Below are 17,674 nucleotides of genomic sequence, written 5' to 3' on the forward strand. Positions count from 1 at the left end.
TTATTGCAACAAATAATTTAATCTAGCTGTTACAATAGTAAACTAATCCTTTTGGAGATTAGCATTACTTTACATTATTGGTTTGTTATCAGGATATTTGATAGCCAACTAAAGACAAAAAATTCAAACAACTATGCTTAGTGAAAAAACATTGCAAGCTTTAAATAAACAAATTGCATTAGAAGGAAATGCTTCTGCATCTTATCTCGCCATGGCTTCTTGGTGTGAAAGACAAGGCTTGAATGGTTGTGCTACTTTTTTTTATGACCAATCAGCCGAAGAAAGAATGCACATGATGAAGATTATTCATTATGTTAATGAAATGGATGGTCATGCTGTTATTTCTGCTCAAGAAAAACCTAGAGGCGAATACGAGTCTGTGCAAGAACTTTTTCAAGCGGTCTACCAACAAGAAAAATCGGTTACAAGTGCTATTTATGAGCTTTTGTCTATCTCTGACGAAGAAAACGATCACTCTACTACTTTATTTTTGCAGTGGTATGTTGCTGAACAAAGAGAGGAAGAAGCCCAAATCCGTACTATCCTTGACAAAATTAAATTGATTGGAACGGGTGGTCAAAGTTTATACTTTATTGATCAAGAAGTAGAAAAAATCAATTCGCAGCGTGGACAGGAAGAGAGTAGTGGAGAAGATGTTATTACCTAAAACAAATTGTTTTGTATTTTAAATACAAAAAACACAGGAAATTTTATTTTTTTTGTATTTTTGTGAGCTTTTTTGACACATTTTGTGTCTTTTTACGTATAAATGACTCTATACGAACATTTAGAGTACCTGTAGCCAACAAATTACTAGAAATAAAATACTCAATAATTTAATAACCTATATTAATCATGTCAGAATTAAAACTAACTGGTAAAATCATTGCCATAATGGACAAGCAACAAGTAACAGATACTTTTGCTAAACGTGAATTTGTAATTGAAACAGATGAACAATACCCACAAATGGTAAAATTTGAACTAACTCAAGCTAAATGTGATGATATTGAAAGTCACAAAATTGGCGAAGAAATTTCTGTTCATTTCAATGTTCGTGGTCGCAAATGGACCAATAAGCAAGGAGAAGATGTTTATTTTGTTTCTTTGAACGCTTGGCGTTTGGAAAAAAGTGCAGAGGCTCCTGCTGCTACTGATGTACCATTTCCTTCTGCAGATGCAGAACCTCCAGCAGATTCTTTTGCTGATGATTTACCATTTTAGACAACATTTTATAGAGAAGCCCTTCGGGGCTTTTTTTATGCTACCCATAATCAAAATTCAGTTTCTAATCTTAACCGCCAAGTACAAGGTTATTGTTGCAAGAAGATTGTAAGAATAATCAACAACACCTATACGACTATGAAATACTTATTTTACGTTATTGCTTTTGGAGTTTTTTTTATTTGTTCTTGTACTAACGATAATACACAAACGACACCTCCTGCTCCGACAATTCCATCGACAGCAATTCCAGACCCTGCTCAGCCAAACGATTCGGAAGCTTCTGATACTAAGTATACAATGCTTAATTCATCCACTTACGCTACTAAAGTTGGCGAACAGTACCAAAAAAACTTTCTTAGTATGGTTAGTGTAGAACAAAAACGGCTCAAAATGAAAGAAAAGGGAAATATTATTCGTAGGGACACACTCTATGCTGTTAAACATCTTCCCTTCAAAGATCAAGAGCTTTATTTACACAACGTTGTTCTAGATCATGGTAATGGACATATCGTCAATAAATGGTCTTTTTCTATTCATAAAAATGGTTCTATGATTCTAAAAGAACAACCTATTAGTACCAATCCTTTTATCAAAATTAATTTACAGGAAATGAAAGTTGGTGATACAGAATTGCTTTTTGTTGGCACCAAAGAAGATGGCTCTACCGAAGACATCCGCATTCCCTATGATGGAAAAATACCTGACATTAATCCTGAACTTAACTAGTCCATAAAACAATCATAATCATGAATAAAACAAGACTTTTTCTACTTCTTAGCGGCTTTTGTGCTTTATTAATTGGTTGTGATAATACGACAAAAACTACCAGTTTAGAAACAATAGAAGAACAAACAGCTCCTTACACAACTTCTACTTCAACAGAGGTTCCCAAAAAAGAACAGCCTTTAATCATTTATGAAAACGCTTTTCTTCAAGTTTTTCCAGGAAGCCCAATTGAAGAACATAAGGCAATTATAGAAGAGGATTTACTCCAAACCGGAGAGGGAGATTTTGAAATCTATAACATCAAGCATAATGAAAATGGCGTTGTTGCTTATTTCTTAGCCGATCCTATAGACCAAGAGTTGGTTGGAGAGATCTACATTACCTCTCCCCTCGCACAAACAGAAGATGGCATAGGTCTAGGACATACTTTTGGTGAATTGCTTGATAAATATCCTAACCTAGAAGTACACGGATCAGAAATCGAATCGCAAACCTTTGCCAATTATGGAAACTTAGCCTTTAGAATTGATGAACCACATGCTACTTATGATTTAGATATTAATGCCGTATCCAAAGAGGCTAAGATTATAGAGATTGTCATCAAACGATAAGTTGACAAGGGCTTCTACATTAGTTTGTCAATTGGTTATATTAGTTTATTGCTGCTTATACATTAGTATAACCAATTGACAGCTCTTTAAAATTTATTCTTGAATGCAATTGACACGTTTGTTATTGCGATTCACAAAAAACCAATCTAGACCAATTTTCTTGACTTTAAAAAAATCATCCTGAGGAGTAATCGCTTGGTATTCCATGGGCAAAAGCAGCATTCCTTCTCCGCTAAAAACGCCCAATTGGTGTTTTTCATTTTCTACTAAGACTACTCCCGAAGATGTTCGGCTAACATTTTGAAAAGCAAATGTAGATTGCAAGCCTCTTTCAAAATCAAACCATTTCCACACATCTTGTTCTTGAACCAAACAACCTTTCCAACTATTGTTGTCTACTGCATTTAAGAATTTTTGAAAAGAATTTTTATAAAACGCTTGAGTTTTGAGGTTAAATAACTGGATTTCGCCACTCTTCTTTTCTACTGCAAACCAATTGTGTCCGATATAATCGATTTTTTGGTACTCAATAGGCAAAACCAATTTTCCTGCTGCATTCATTAACCCTAATTGGCTCTCCTCTACAACTTTGATATATTGAGCATGTACAGAAGGTAAAACCAAATCATACGTCTTTTCAACTACTTGCTGACCTTCTAAATCCAACAACGCCCACTTTTTGTCTTTCTGTAATACAGCAATCATTCCTACCTCTAGTAACAACAGATTTTTATACTCAAAATCCAGTATCAACTCATTTTTTGAATTAACAACGCCCCACTGCTTATTCTTTCGGACACCACAAACAGGCAAATCAGCCGTAGGTACTCGAACAATATCACAAACAGTTGTTCCTTTTTTTTGACCTTTGCGATCATACAATTGATAATCCCCATCTTTTAGCCCCCAAAAACCGCCCATAGACCAATACTTTAATGCGTCGTATTTATTGGGCAATATAGTTTGACCATCTACATCTACTGCCCCATAAGCATCTTCATATACTGTTATGACAGCCTCTGTACCTGCGGCAACTAATTCTTGATAAGCAATTAATAAAACGCCATTACCATCTGTGTTTACAGCACCATATACACCATCTTTGCTTACCTTAAACAAGCGATCATTCAAACGTTCTACTTGAGCATAAGGCAACGCTGTAACCTGTTCATTTTGATACCAATAATAATGGACTTGTCTCCGATCTTTAGCCGTTACCAACCAGCCATCACCAATTGGTTGAGTTCCTACAGCATCAAATTGAGTAGGTAAAATTTCTTTTGAATTAGCATCAACCAAACCAACCAAACAATTATCTTGATAAACTTTTTGGAAAGAATTATTGTGCTGTGCTATTAAAAATGCAGGAAGAAGCCCCCAAATAAGAACCAACAAGAAATTATAATAATGCATGATTTTTTGATTTGACAAGAACTTAATTTAGTATAACAATCAACGCAATACAACGGTATTCATTTGTGTTGCCAAGTCCTTTTTTATTTCCATTAATTTTAAACTAACTTTCATATAAATCAATACGTCCGTATCATTTTTAGCCTCTTGAGATGCTTTCAACAGCAATTGATTTTTGCGAATTAGACGCTCTATTTTTTTTAGTTTGAATCTTAAAATACTACTTTTGGCATCGGCAACATGATTAATTTCAGGTAATTCTTGTGTGTTCAAAAATACATTTAAACGTTCCCATCCTTCCGAAAAATCATGTTCCTCCATTCTTGCGACCAAATCGACAGCCAACTTAGCAACAGCAGGATCACTATGATAAGTAAAATAGTTGGTTGTTATTTTTTCGTTGGCTTGTAACTTAGTCAAATACTCTTGTACAATTTTACTACAAATTGGATGATCAAATTCTTCAATCATATCCAACATATCCAACAAAATAAACTCCGCCACGGTCGTTTCTTTATCCAGTTGTCGGTCACCAAAGTTGATTAAAATACGGGCAATATCCATTTCTTGATATTCTTCTGCCGTTTTCTTTTTAACATTGGTATTCCGTTTTTGAGGTTGTCCCCCTGTTTCCATAGGAAACTCCCCGCCAGCATACAACATTTCTTCCTCAGAGGGCATTCCTTCATAAGGATCATAATAATCAGGTTCTGAAGAAGGTTTGGTCGATTTAGTTTCCCGTGATTTTTGACGTTGTTCTTGCTGGTATTGTTTTTTGGCATTGGCTTGAATGCGTTTATTAATCTCAGTATGCAACAATTGTTCACTCATTTCCATTAATTGAGCGCACTCTTTGACATAAACCGACCGTTTCAAAGCATCTGGAATTTTGGCAATAGAACCAACAATATCTTTGATGACTTCTGATTTCTTAATAGGGTCGTGTTCGGCATCTTTGAGCAATAAATTACTCTTAAAAAGAATAAAGTCATTGGCTTCTCGATCTATAAACTCTTTAAAGGCAGTCGCCCCAACTTTTTTGAGATACGAATCGGGGTCCTCTCCTTCTGGAAGCAAGACTACCTTCACATTCATATCTTGTTCAATTACAATATCCAAGCCCCTCAAAGCAGCTTTGATTCCCGCTTTGTCTCCATCGTACAAAATCGTCATATTAGGAGCATAACGTTTGACCAAACGCACTTGATCTGCGGTGAGGGAAGTTCCTGAAGAAGCGACAATATTTTCAATACCCGCTTGGTGTAGAGAAATAACATCGGTATACCCCTCCACCATATAACACTCATTCATCTTAACAATCGCTTTACGAGCAAAGTAAATTCCGTAAAGTGTTTTTCGTTTGTTATAAATATCTGTTTCAGGGGTATTGAGATATTTGGGAGCTTTTTTATTAGCAGTCAAAATTCTTCCCCCAAAGCCAATTACTTTTCCAGATACATTATGAATGGGAAATTGTACTCTATTTTTAAAGAAATCCCGTTTATTTTTAATCAAGCCCGCCTTCTCCAAAACCTCCTCTTCGTAGCCTTTGCTGAGTCCTTTTTGCATCAAATCGTTGGCGCCTCCATTGGCAAAACCAAGGCCAAATTTTTTGATAATCTCTTCTCTAAAACCTCTCTGCTTAAAGTAGCTCAACCCCACACTTTTCCCATAGTCTGTTTCAAATAGTTGCTGCTGAAAGTGTTCTTTGGCAAACTGATTGACAACATACAAACTATCCGACAACTGCAATTGTGCCGCCTGTTCCTCTGTCAATTCATCTTCTTCTATAGGAATGTTGTACTTTTTAGCAAGGCTTTTTAACGCCTCAGGATAAGACAATTGCTCTAAATCCATTATAAAATTAACAGCATTCCCTCCTTCTCCACAACCAAAACATTTGTAAATATTCTTTGCTGGCGAAACCGTAAACGAGGGTGTCTTCTCATTATGAAAAGGGCAAAGTCCAATATAATTGACTCCTCGGCGTGTTAATTTAACAAAATCGCCCACTACATCTTCAACTTTTACCGTCTCAAATATAGTTTGGATTGTTTTTTGTGTTATCATATAATAGCATTTGCAATTTTTATTCAAAGATACAAAAAATCGCTTAGAATAGAGCAAAGCTTTATTTTTTGCTCAAATTGGGTTTTTAAAGTTGAGAAAAGCTTAGTTTGGCATAAAAATTGGAAATTTATAAATACAAAAATATAAAGGTTTTAATTGGGTGTTCTTATAGTGTGGGTCTCGCTCCTTTTTTAAGGGGCGGGACTTTTTTTTGTCATCTAATTCTCATAATTCTATTTCTACCGTCATTAAAGTCTTGAAACTTTCCAACCAAAGCAGCATCTTGCTTGTCTATAACGATATAAGAGATAGACAAAAGTCAACTTCCTTTATCTTAAACAACTTCACAATTAACACAACAAGCAATTATTAGTTTATGGTGTAATTTTACATGATTATTATCTTTTTATAATTTATTACAGTAGGTGAATCAAACAAAACTTTGTAGTTTTGTCTTGATTCTGTCATCTATATTCTACCAATAAAATAGTGTCTTATTAGAATAGATTCCCAAAAGGATAATAAACACAAATGTGGAACAATTATACTAAAAAACAAAACAGCTAATTAATGCTACGATTACTCTTTATAGCCAGTGCCATTTTTGCGCTCGTGTCTTCTGTGAATGCCCAAAAGTATAGTAATGAATTTTTATCAATAGGTGTTGGTGCTCGGGCACAAGCTATGGCAGGTGCTCAAATTGCTCAGGTCAATGATGCTACTGCTGGTTTTTGGAACCCCGCAGGCTTAACAGGAGTTGATACCGACTTACAATTAGCCGCCATGCACAACGAATGGTTTGCTAGTATTGGTCGATACGATTATGTAGGGCTAGCTGCTCCTATTATGAACAAAGCACACTATTTGGGATTTACCTTCATCCGTTTTGGTGTAGATAATATTCCCAATACCTTGACGCTTTATGAAAAAGATGGTACCATTAACTATAATAATGTAACTACTTTTAATGCAGCTGATTATGCGTTCATGTTGCATTATGCCAAGCGTTTTGAATCCTTGGGTCTGTCAGTAGGAGTCACTCCTAAAGTAGTCCATCGAAAAATTGGTCCTTTTGCTACCTCTTGGGGATTTGGAATTGATATTGGTGCTCAATATCGCCGTGGAGATTGGCAATTTGGTTTGATGTTAAAAGATATTTCAACTACTTTTAATGCTTGGTCATTCAACTTTACAGAAGAAGAAAAGCAAGTACTTGATATTACAGGAAATGATATTCCAGTCAAGTCTATGGAAATCACTCGCCCAACAGTTGGCTTGGGAGTAGCATATCACAAAGATTTTAAAATTGGTACTCCCAAAGAAGGAAAAAAACAAAAATACATTGGACTAACAACAGAATTAGATTTCAATATGACAACCGATGGACGTCGCAATGTGTTAATTAGTGCGGATCCCATTAGTTTTGATCCTGCGCTGGGTTTGGAGTTGCATTACAACAACTTGATTTTCTTGCGTGGTGGTATCAATAATATACAACAGTTTAAAGATATTTCTGACAACCAAAAATGGGCTGTACAACCCAACTTTGGGGTTGGATTTAGAATTTATAAATTTTATGTTGATTATGCTTTGGGCTTAAATGCTGGTGGTGCTATTTTGGATAATACTCAAGGAGCTATTCTTTCTCATATTGTGTCCATCAAGATTGACATTAGCTTTAAGTATATCAAAAATGCGTTAAAAGATGAAGAATAAACCTTATATCCATATCGTTTAAATCGTAACAGTTCTCAAGGTATTATTACTCAAAACCCAGTAATGCCTTGAGAACTTTGTTTTTGACCCTACGATTTCTATGAATACTTAATTTTGTCTTGTGTTAGACTTTGTATCATTCAGACTATTCTGATTACTAAAAAATGGGTACTATACACAAGGCTTCATACGGTTCTATAAAAACTATATATTCCCCTAGTTCTAATTTTTCATTACTTCTTGAAAAGTTATATTAATCTGATTGCCAACAAGGTACAATTCTGCCACTTTATTATCCAAAGAACTGGTAATCATACTAATGTAAAGATGTTTTTTAGTTTTTTTTAACTAAAAAAATCATGAGGTATTAAATTTTTAATAGCAGTAGATAGCTTTGGCTTCTATTCTATGTCAAATAGTTATTATTATGAAATCTTCTTTTTACAAAGTAGCAACCTCTCCAACCAATACACAACATTTCAAAAAAATGTTTCCTATTGCCTTAGTTTTAGTATTAATGGGCTATGTCTCCGATGCAACAGCGCAAGGACACGACGGTCTTTTTGGCAATGAATGGATCGACTATAGCAATGGTAAAGAATATTATAAAATAAAAGTTGCCAGAGATGGCATGTACCGTATTAGTGCGGCTACCCTTCAACAAGCTGGTGTAAATATTAGCAGCATCAATACAAATGGTATTCAGGTTTTTAATCGAGGAAAAGAAGTTCCTATTCAAGTAGAAACCTCTGGTGGGACATTGAACTATATTCAGTTTTATGGTAAAAAGAATAGAGGTGAATTTGATGTCAATTGTTACAATGAAATAGGGCATCATTTTAATGAAGAATATAGCCTTTATTCTGATACCGCAGCCTATTTTTTAACATGGGGAAACACACCTTCTACCAAGCACTATACAACGCTTGGAGCTAATTTATCCAATATTCCAGCCAAGGAGCCTTATTTTATGTATACAAGTAAGGTAGTTTATACAAGTACGTGGAACGAAGGATTGACTTGGCAAATTTCAACAGAACGATTGAGCAAATCTACGTTTGAAGAAGGAGAAGGTTTTGGATCTCCACTACAAAAATCATTTAGCTTAACCATACCCACCAACCATCCTTTTTCGAGTGGACCTACTGCAACTGGTGCTTTTAAAATATTTACTCCAGGAGATTATGCCCATACATTGGAAATCAAATCAGGAAGTAGCACCTATGCAAGCTATAATTTTAATGCATGGAAAACAGGTAAGTATTCGGCGTCTCTTCCTAGTTCAATTATACAAGCAGGAGGTACTAATTTAGCCTTAGAAGGTACAGCGAATGCTTCCGATCGTTATTATGTAGCTTATGCTGAAATTACTTATGCTAGAGAGTTTAATTTTGATGGCAACTATATTTTTCCATTTACAATGCCTGCGCATAGCACAAGGAAATACATTGAGATGAATAATATAGATGCTACCAATGCCAATCAAAATAAGTTCTACCTATACGACTTAACCAACAATCTCCGCATACAATGCTTTTATGATGCCGCCAATGGGCGTTTACTAACAGACTTAACACCATCTGCTCAAGCACGAGAATTGGTCTTGGTTAACGAAGGCAACACCAATAGTTATACCGACGTATTGGCTGTCACACCAATTACATTTAGAAACTTTGCCTCTCCTATTTTTACACCAACCAATTATGTTATCATTACCCATCCTAGCTTACGCCGTAATTCTTCGGGCAGCAATCCTATATTTGATTACCAAGCCTACCGCCAATCAACAGTAGGAGGAGGTTATGTCACAACAGAAATTACAATTCAAGAGCTTTACGATCAATTTGCTTATGGCATTACGTTGCATCCTTTAGCCGTTCGTCATTTTGCGCATTTTATCAAACAAAACTGGATCAATCCAGAATATGTCTATTTAATTGGAAAAGGTCGAGTTTATAAAGACATTAGAGCCAATAGACTCAATGCACTTATTCCTACCTTTGGCTATCCCCCTTCCGATCATATTTTAATGGCTTCTATTAACAGTGACGAGCCTGCTATTGCTGTAGGGCGACTCTCTGCTAGCACAGGCGACCAAGTAAGCACCTATCTCCAAAAAATAATTGATGTAGAAGCAGAACGTGCTGCTCCACAAACATTGGCAGCAAGAGGTTGGACTAAGAATATATTACATCTAGGAGGTGGTAAGAATAGTAATGAACAGAACATTATTAGAAGCCGCCTAAACGGCATGAAAACCATTATTGAAAATCCATCGTATGGGGGGACGGTACAGTCTTTCTTCAAAACATCGACCAATCCAATTCAAGCTGCGCAATCCGCCTATTTGGACTCTCTCATCAACTCAGGAATATCGATGCTCACCTTCTTTGGGCATTCTTCTGCCAATAGTTTTGACTTTAATTTAGATCATCCTCAAAACTATTCTAATTATAAAAAATATCCACTGATTATGGCATTGGGTTGTTATGGTGGTACCATGTTCGAACAAAATCCTTTGATCAGCGAAGAGTTTATTTTTGAGCCACAAGCAGGAGCTGGCGTATTCTTAGCTTCTTCAAGTGCCGCAGCATTAGAAGCCTTAAACCAATTTGCACAACAATTTTATCAAGGCGTTAGTATCACTCATTACAACGAAGGGGCTTCTAAATCTGTAAAAAGAGCCATAGGTAGCCTAGAAAGTACAGGAAATTACTCGACCACCAATCAAATGGCTTGTCATTATATGACTTATCATGGTGATCCTGCTTATCAGGTTTCAACCGCTACTTACCCTGACTATTACATTGATCGAAGCTTGGTTAGTCACTCTCCTGATGTTGTTACAGTACAAATGAACACCTTTAATTTGGAAGTAGATGTATACAATATTGGGCGTGCTATTGATACTGTTTTTAACATTAAAGTAGAACGTATTTTCCCCGATGGGACAAGTGCTTTTGTTACTTCGCAACAAGTCACAGCACCCTATTACAATACCAAATTTACCATTCCTGTCCCGATAGGAACCAATGCACTAGGAATCAATAAGTTCAACATCTATGTCGATGCAGACAACGATGTTGATGAACGCCCCAATCCATCCGCAGAAAATAACAACGATGTCATTCAATATGCGGTTGCTATTTTATCCGATGCCATTGTTCCCGTTTCTCCTTATGAATTTGCTATTGTCCCTACGACCCCAATTACCCTCAAAGCTTCTACTGGCAACGCCTTTGCAACTTCTCAGACATACGCTTTTCAAATAGATACAACAGAATACTTTAATAGTCCACTTTTGCAACAAACGACCATTACGCAAGTAGGCGGCTTGGTTCAATGGACACCAAGTATGTCCTACCTAGATAGTACCGTTTATTATTGGCGAGTTAGTGTTGATTCAACCAACCCAACGGTTGGTTATTCTTGGGCAGGGAGTTCTTTTATTTATATTAATGGTAGTTACCCAGGTTGGAATCAATCTCATTTCTTTCAGTATTTAAAAGACAACCATACCAATATCTATATCGAAGAACCCGACCGAGAGTTCAAATACATCAACTCAATTCAAGAAGTTTCGGCAACAACAGCACGTACGCCCAATGTCTTGCATCCTGAAAACGTTGCTATTTATTTTAATGGTAGCAAACTTGATAAATGCCGCTGTCCGAATAGGAATGGTTTGTATGTTGCGGTTATTGAACCTGGCACACTAGATTTTTGGCGAATACCAGGGTTTAGTACACAATATGGAGCCGTCAACTGTGATGCTGCTGGGCGAATCTCTCCTAACTTTTTGTTTGAAACCAATACTGTTGCGGGACGTGATTCTCTAGAAAATTTCATCGCGAATGTTGTTCCAAATGGACATTATGTACTGGCATATACCCTCAATAATGCCCAGCCATTTGCGTGGTCCAATTCATTGATTAATACATTTAAAGACGAAGGCGTTTGGTATATTGATGATTGGATTAATAATTCTAGCCCATCTAGTCCTTTGCCATGGGGAACTTTTTTCAAGAAAGGAGATAGTACTTATGTACATAAAAACTCTGTTTTAGCAACTAGCCCTAGTGACATTTTAACCATTTCAGGTCCTTTACAAGAAAACTGGTTCCAAGGCTTTCAGACCTCCACCATCATTGGTCCAGCCAACTATTGGGGGGCTATGTATTGGGATCATGATAATTTGCCCAACGACCAAGTTAACGTAGAGATTTATGGTTTAGATGCCAATCAGAATGTTCGAACATTACTGGTCGGTCCAACGACAAATCTCAACGAGTCATTAACCTCTATTAATCCAGCTCAATACCCTTATCTGGAATTGGTTTGGAACACGCTAGATTCTGTTGATCGAACACCTCCACAATTAAAATATTGGCGGGTTATTGCTGATATGGTTCCAGAAGCAGCGTTAAGACCAGAACTTTTTGTTTCCTTGGATGATAGTTGCATACAACAAGGTCAAGCTATAAAGTTGGATATTGCCATGGAAAATATTAGCCCCTTAGATATGGATAGCATGCTTGTCAAGTTTGAAATATTAGGTAGTGGTTTGGTTCAATATGCTCGTTTGGATTCTTTGAGAACAGCAGATACTCTTCATGCTAGTGTTGAATTTCCTACCGTAAATTTACAAGGTTCCAATCAATTGTTGATGGTTGAAATAAATCCGAATAGAGATCAACCAGAGCAATATCATTTTAATAATATTGGTTTAGCCTCCTTTAAAGTCTTACAAGATAATATCAATCCTATCTTAGATGTCACCTTTGACGGAGTCCATATTTTGAATAAAGACATTGTATCTGGTACACCTGAAATTGTTATTACTTTATCTGATGAAAATCAATACTTAGGTTTAGATGACTTAGAGGATTTTAGCATTATCATCCGACATCCTAGTTTTCCAAATGGCGAGATGCTTTTGTCTCCCGCTACCACAGATATGCAATTTTATCCTGCCGACCCTAGTAAGTTGGATATTGAAAATAAGGCAAAAATTATCATGCATCCTGATTTAAAAGAGGACGGTATGTACACCTTGTTTGTTAGTGCTGCGGATAAATCTGGAAATAATTCGGGTGAATTGAGTTATAGTGTCGACTTCGAGGTTATTAATAAGCCTTCTATTTCTAACATGCTCAACTATCCAAATCCTTTTTCTACGTCTACCCAATTTGTATTCACCTTAACAGGCAGAGAATTGCCCAATTATATGAAAATCCAAATCTTAACCGTGACAGGGAAAGTTGTCCGAGAAATTACTCAAGATGAATTAGGTACACTCCGAATTGGAACAAACCGAACAGAATATGCTTGGGATGGAAAAGATGAATATGGCGACCAATTAGCAAATGGCGTTTATCTCTATCGAGTTATTACCAAAAGAGATGGAGAAGATTATGAAACCTATAGTAATAGAACAGATTATATGTTCCGACAAGGTTTTGGAAAAATGTATCTAATGCGATAGATTATTATTGAAATTTCTCAAAACATGATATTAATAAAGAGCTGCAAAACTGTAGCTCTTTTTTTATGCCCCCGATAAGCTCTCTACTGAATCTGCTTTAAAAAAGGTATTTAGAGCAACTGATGGACTTGTTCGTAATCGCATCAAGTAGCGCTATTATTATGATAATGATTGAAAAATACTATCTTTGTTTCAACAATTAGAGAACCTAAAAACGAATCAATTTTAAAATAAGGACAGATGAAGTATACAAATCTTTTAACAGAATATAAAGATGGTATTTTGGTCGTCACCATCAATCGACCTAAAGCACTAAATGCACTCAACAAGCAGACATTAAGTGATTTGCGTGAATTATTTGAGAAAGATGCATTAGACTTAAAAGAGTTAAGAGGAGTTGTTTTAACAGGATCAGGTGAAAAGGCCTTTGTTGCAGGTGCTGATATTACAGAATTCAGTGGTTTGGATGCTCAAGGTGGTTTGCATATGGCTCAAAATGGTCATGACATCTTTGCGACAATTGAACAGTTTCATGTTCCTGTCATTGCTGCTGTAGGAGGTTATGCATTAGGCGGAGGGTGTGAGTTAGCAATGGCTTGTCACATTCGCGTTGCCAGCGAAAAAGCGGTTTTTGGTCAACCAGAAGTTAACCTAGGTTTGATTCCTGGATATGGTGGCACACAACGCTTAGTACAGTATATTGGCAAAGGAAGAGCTTTAGAGTTGTTGATGACTGCCGATATGATTGATGCTCAAAAAGCACTAGACTGGGGACTAGCAAATCACGTTGTTCCTCATGGCGAAGAGGTACCTAAAGCAATAGCAATACTACAGAAAATTGCTAAAAAAGCTCCTATTGCTATCGCAAAAACGATTGCCGCTGTCAATGCTTATTTTGACAAAGAGAAAGATGGTTTTAATCAAGAAGTATTACTTTTTGCTCAAACGGTAAAAACAGAAGACTTTAAAGAAGGTGCCGCTGCTTTTGTGGAGAAACGCAAAGCGAACTTTCAAGGCAAATAGTCTTTAGAGCATATTTTGAATAAAAAGCCCCGATTCAGTAAAGTCGGGGCTTTCTCTATTATGGAATTAAAGCTTCTTCAGTAGCTTGCAAAATATATCGTTCGTCGCCTTGATAGTGGACAAAAGCTACGATATGACAATTGTTTTCATCCCACCCTGTTGGCAAAGTGTACGTGTATGTTTCTCGATAAGGCACAAGAACAGCCCCTTTCTCTTGAATTTTTGTCCCCCAAGTATCGGTCAAAAAAGCCCTTGCCATGTGATTATGGGTGTAACTATTCTCCCAACCAGAATCTGTCAATTGAGGTGCAATGACATTGTTCTCTGTAATGACCACACTAATAGCGACATTTTCTTTCATCTTTACAGCATTGACAGGGGCAACATCCACTGTAACACTTAACGCTCTTGTTCCTACATCGAATGTTGGTGTTAACTCAATAGAAGCATCAGGAGGCAAACACATTTCTTCTGCTATTGGTCCTGCCCATGTATTAGGATATATAATCCCATAAACCCCCTTATCTGCAAAATATTGTCGATTAACATTAATACTTGGCTCTCCTAAAGGTTTTGACCAACTGTGAATTTCAACACCCTCTGCAATCCTAAAATCCCATCCATTATGAGGTCTAGCCAAATACCCTGCATGAAGCGCAATAGGAATAATTTTATTAGGATATTGAGCTTGCAATTCTTTGATTTTCTGATGCCCTTTCGGACAACCCGAACAATGCACACCTGTAAATTCCTCTACCAATACAACTCTGTCGGTTTGACAAGGTGTAATTTGAGGTGGATTCTCTTCGCAACCTATACTCAATAGAGCAGACAAGACAATCGTAGCAATAATATAATGATACATTTTAGGCATAATAGCTTATTTTATATGAGCTTCAACAGCTTGTAATATTGTTTTGTTATTATCTCCTTTGTAATGAATAAAAGCAACCGCATAGCAATTATCAATATTCCAATCGGCAGGAATCGGATAATCTGAAATCACTTTTTGTTGTGCTGATAATACATTTCCTTTTGTTATAACAACATCTCCTGTATAATCATCAGAAAGAACATCTCTCAACACGTGTTTGTGTACATAAGCAGGGTCTGAGCCAGCTGGTGTTTTCTGATAACCAACAATATTACTTTCTGTGATCATTACTGTTATTGCCAGATTTTCATCAATAGCATCTACAAAAAAGGTGCTTGGAGTCATGTCAACAGTAATAGACGCTTTTCTTGTCGCCGCATCGAATGTGTTGGTTAAAGATAACTCTGCAATTGGTCGTTCGCAAATCTCAGAACCAATATAACCAGCCCATTCTGACAAGTCGGTTACGACATCACTTTCCCCCTCAAATACTTTACGATTAATGCTGGCAGCAGGGTAACCCGATACGGGACCTAAATACAGCGACTCTAGATTGACCCCATCTGAACATCTCAAATCAAACCCATTGTGATCAGTCGCAAAATAACCTGCATGAATCCCAACAACAATGATTTTTCCTGGGTTCTGCTTTGACAAAACCTCTAATTTTTCTGCACCTGTTGGACAGTTCACACAATCAATACCTGTGAACTCTTCCACCAATACAACTCTATTGGTTTGACAAGGTGTAATCTGAGGCGGAATTTCTTCACAACTAAGCGTCATTAATCCGCCAACAGCTAAGGTTAATAATCCTGTTATTTTATTCATAATAAATTGTTTTATAGTAGTTTTATTGCTTTTTTTTGTTAATCAAAGAAGAAAAACTTGTCTTAGCAAGTTACGCCTCCCTTTTCTGATGAAGAGTAGCACAAAAAGAAGGCTGTTTTAGTTGTACTGCTACTGCGCGGTACTTGTTATTTTTTTGAACGATTACTTAATATTCTAGTGATGATGATGTATTTCTTGCTCGCTAATAATTTTACAATCCTTTTCCAAGCACTGTTCCCCTTCTTTTTCCAACTCTAAGGTTACATGTTGAATATTTTCATGTTGCAATAAGTGTCGAATATCCTTTTTTATCGTTACAGCATCATCAAATGAGCAAGCTTTATCAATCACCAAATGAGCTGTCATAGCATTTTCTGCTGTACTCAAAGCCCAAATATGTGTATGATGCATTGAAATCACACCTTTTATATTCAATATTTGCTCACTCAATTTTGAGCTATCAATTTCTTTTGGAACACCATCTAAGCTCAATCGAATACTATCTTTCAGTAAACTCCAAGTAGATAATAGTATCATAATAACGATTACCCAACTGGCAAGAGTATCCACCCAATACCATCCCGTTTGCCAAATCATAAGACCGCTAAAAACGACGCCCACAGAAACCAGCGTATCTGCCAACATATGCAGGTAAGCTCCCTTTATATTCAAATCTTTGTCTTTGTCTTTTACAAAAAGCCACGCTGTAAGTCCATTAATGATAATTCCTACAGCTGCAATAAGTGCGGTTGTTAAACCATCAACTTCTACAGGATTTAACCACCGGTCTACGCTTTTCCACAAAATCATAACTACAGCAACTAAAAGCAACAAAGCATTGATTAATGCTGCCCATATTGTTGTCTTCCGATAACCATAAGTATATTCTTTGGTAGGTTGTATAGATAATACCTTAAAAGCAGCTAATGCCATTACCAAAGCAATAACATCACTAAAATTGTGTCCTGCATCAGACAATAAAGCCAAAGAATCAAACCAAAAGCCTGTTATTGCTTCTAAGATTACAAAAATAATATTTAGTACAATCCCAAAAACCAAAGCCCGATTTACCTCAGACAATTTTAGTTCGTGATGGTGGTGGTCATGGTGGTGATGTCCCATAATTTTTCTCTCATTATTTTTTCATACGTTGCTTGCAAAAAAAAGTGTCATAAGTATTAATACAACAAGACATCTATCCTCACTCACAAAGTACACTTTCTAAAATACGAATTAAACTTTGTATAAAACACTTTGCTACAATAATGTTTGTGTCATTTTTAGGCGTTTTGTTCGATTCTTTATTCCATCTCTACAGATTCAACCACATTGAGTTCTTCTGGTTCAATATCTTGAGAATGCCCCATTGCTAACAGTACTCCTAGAACAATAAAAAGTGTTAACAAAAGGTTCATCAATCCCCCTAAGACAGATTTCCATTGCTGGGATTCTTTTAAACGAACTCCCTTGATCCCCCAATAACACCCTATCCAGTTTAGTATTCCCATCATACCTAACGGAGTACCAATTAAAATACCTTCTAAAGTTGTAGAAAGCGTCTGTTCTTCGATATAATCCAAAGACAAAGAAGTTAACCACAAACAAAATAGACTTCCCCCCAAACACCATAATGCTCGATTCCCACACGATGAAATGTTTTCTTTTAGTTCTGAATCTAATATATTAGTATGCTCCATT

13 protein-coding genes are annotated in these 17,674 nt (G+C 36.4%); 7 read left to right on the plus strand and 6 right to left on the minus strand.

Translation table 11 applies throughout. From position 1 onward, the window contains the following. Positions 1 to 133 precede the first annotated feature (133 nt). From QP953_RS26255 to QP953_RS26270, 4 genes are all read left to right on the plus strand, one after another. Complete coding sequence (locus QP953_RS26255; RefSeq protein ID WP_309553402.1) at positions 134 to 667, plus strand: ferritin; 534 nt, start codon at positions 134 to 136, stop codon at positions 665 to 667. A 188-nt stretch (positions 668 to 855) separates the two neighbouring features. Further along, complete coding sequence (locus QP953_RS26260) at positions 856 to 1,224, plus strand: DUF3127 domain-containing protein (RefSeq protein WP_063833095.1); 369 nt, start codon at positions 856 to 858, stop codon at positions 1,222 to 1,224. Between the two features lie 138 nt (positions 1,225 to 1,362). Next, a complete protein-coding gene (locus QP953_RS26265) occupies positions 1,363 to 1,953 on the plus strand; it encodes a hypothetical protein (RefSeq protein ID WP_309553403.1) in 591 nt (196 codons plus the stop codon). Positions 1,954 to 1,973: 20 nt separating this feature from the next. Further along, the gene (locus tag QP953_RS26270) at positions 1,974 to 2,564 is read left to right on the plus strand and encodes a hypothetical protein (RefSeq protein WP_052596759.1); all 591 of its coding nucleotides are present in this window, start codon (positions 1,974 to 1,976) and stop codon (positions 2,562 to 2,564) included. 93 nt (positions 2,565 to 2,657) lie between these two features. Here QP953_RS26270 and QP953_RS26275 read toward each other — a convergent pair whose 3' ends face one another. Both QP953_RS26275 and dnaG read right to left on the minus strand, forming a co-directional pair. Then, positions 2,658 to 3,977 carry a WG repeat-containing protein gene (locus QP953_RS26275; RefSeq protein WP_309553404.1) on the minus strand — a complete coding sequence of 440 codons (1,320 nt, stop codon included), beginning with the start codon at positions 3,975 to 3,977 and terminating at the stop codon, positions 2,658 to 2,660. A gap of 39 nt (positions 3,978 to 4,016) precedes the next feature. Further along, the gene (gene dnaG / locus QP953_RS26280; protein ID WP_052596764.1) at positions 4,017 to 6,047 is read right to left on the minus strand and encodes a DNA primase; all 2,031 of its coding nucleotides are present in this window, start codon (positions 6,045 to 6,047) and stop codon (positions 4,017 to 4,019) included. A gap of 570 nt (positions 6,048 to 6,617) precedes the next feature. Here dnaG and QP953_RS26285 point away from each other — a divergent pair. The 3 genes from QP953_RS26285 (at position 6,618) to QP953_RS26295 (ending at position 14,271) form a co-directional block, all read left to right on the plus strand. Beyond that, positions 6,618 to 7,763 (plus strand): PorV/PorQ family protein, encoded by a 1,146-nt coding sequence (locus tag QP953_RS26285; protein ID WP_309553405.1) that lies wholly within the window; start codon positions 6,618 to 6,620, stop codon positions 7,761 to 7,763. 427 nt (positions 7,764 to 8,190) lie between these two features. After that, positions 8,191 to 13,248: a C25 family cysteine peptidase gene (locus QP953_RS26290; protein ID WP_309553406.1), complete on the plus strand. Its 5,058-nt coding sequence runs from the start codon at positions 8,191 to 8,193 to the stop codon at positions 13,246 to 13,248. A gap of 240 nt (positions 13,249 to 13,488) precedes the next feature. After that, positions 13,489 to 14,271, plus strand: coding sequence for an enoyl-CoA hydratase-related protein (locus QP953_RS26295; RefSeq protein ID WP_309553407.1), 783 nt, complete (start codon positions 13,489 to 13,491; stop codon positions 14,269 to 14,271). Between the two features lie 58 nt (positions 14,272 to 14,329). Here the strand turns inward: QP953_RS26295 and QP953_RS26300 are convergent, their stop codons facing one another. The 4 genes from QP953_RS26300 to QP953_RS26315 form a co-directional block, all read right to left on the minus strand. Continuing rightward, positions 14,330 to 15,145: an Omp28-related outer membrane protein gene (locus tag QP953_RS26300; protein ID WP_309553408.1), complete on the minus strand. Its 816-nt coding sequence runs from the start codon at positions 15,143 to 15,145 to the stop codon at positions 14,330 to 14,332. A 6-nt stretch (positions 15,146 to 15,151) separates the two neighbouring features. Continuing rightward, the gene (locus QP953_RS26305) at positions 15,152 to 15,976 is read right to left on the minus strand and encodes an Omp28-related outer membrane protein (protein ID WP_052596773.1); all 825 of its coding nucleotides are present in this window, start codon (positions 15,974 to 15,976) and stop codon (positions 15,152 to 15,154) included. A gap of 174 nt (positions 15,977 to 16,150) precedes the next feature. Next, on the minus strand, positions 16,151 to 17,098 hold the full coding sequence (locus tag QP953_RS26310; protein WP_309553409.1) for a cation diffusion facilitator family transporter: 948 nt from the start codon (positions 17,096 to 17,098) through the stop codon (positions 16,151 to 16,153). Positions 17,099 to 17,277: 179 nt separating this feature from the next. Then, a complete protein-coding gene (locus QP953_RS26315) occupies positions 17,278 to 17,673 on the minus strand; it encodes a hypothetical protein (RefSeq protein WP_309553410.1) in 396 nt (131 codons plus the stop codon). Position 17,674 lies beyond the last annotated feature (1 nt).

It is taken from the genome of Aureispira sp. CCB-E, from assembly GCF_031326345.1.
Taxonomy (GTDB): domain Bacteria; phylum Bacteroidota; class Bacteroidia; order Chitinophagales; family Saprospiraceae; genus Aureispira.

Bases quoted from the DNA above. Each gene is read 5' to 3' on its own strand.
- QP953_RS26285 (WP_309553405.1), top strand. From the start codon at position 6,618: ATGCTACGATTACTCTTTATAGCCAGTGCCATTTTTGCGCTCGTGTCT.
- QP953_RS26260 (WP_063833095.1), top strand. From the start codon at position 856: ATGTCAGAATTAAAACTAACTGGTAAAATCATTGCCATAATGGACAAG.
- QP953_RS26290 (WP_309553406.1), top strand. From the start codon at position 8,191: ATGAAATCTTCTTTTTACAAAGTAGCAACCTCTCCAACCAATACACAA.
- QP953_RS26295 (WP_309553407.1), top strand. From the start codon at position 13,489: ATGAAGTATACAAATCTTTTAACAGAATATAAAGATGGTATTTTGGTC.
- QP953_RS26305 (WP_052596773.1), bottom strand. From the start codon at position 15,976: ATGAATAAAATAACAGGATTATTAACCTTAGCTGTTGGCGGATTAATG.
- dnaG (WP_052596764.1), bottom strand. From the start codon at position 6,047: ATGATAACACAAAAAACAATCCAAACTATATTTGAGACGGTAAAAGTT.
- QP953_RS26275 (WP_309553404.1), bottom strand. From the start codon at position 3,977: ATGCATTATTATAATTTCTTGTTGGTTCTTATTTGGGGGCTTCTTCCT.
- QP953_RS26255 (WP_309553402.1), top strand. From the start codon at position 134: ATGCTTAGTGAAAAAACATTGCAAGCTTTAAATAAACAAATTGCATTA.
- QP953_RS26300 (WP_309553408.1), bottom strand. From the start codon at position 15,145: ATGCCTAAAATGTATCATTATATTATTGCTACGATTGTCTTGTCTGCT.
- QP953_RS26315 (WP_309553410.1), bottom strand. From the start codon at position 17,673: ATGGAGCATACTAATATATTAGATTCAGAACTAAAAGAAAACATTTCA.
- QP953_RS26265 (WP_309553403.1), top strand. From the start codon at position 1,363: ATGAAATACTTATTTTACGTTATTGCTTTTGGAGTTTTTTTTATTTGT.
- QP953_RS26310 (WP_309553409.1), bottom strand. From the start codon at position 17,098: ATGGGACATCACCACCATGACCACCACCATCACGAACTAAAATTGTCT.
- QP953_RS26270 (WP_052596759.1), top strand. From the start codon at position 1,974: ATGAATAAAACAAGACTTTTTCTACTTCTTAGCGGCTTTTGTGCTTTA.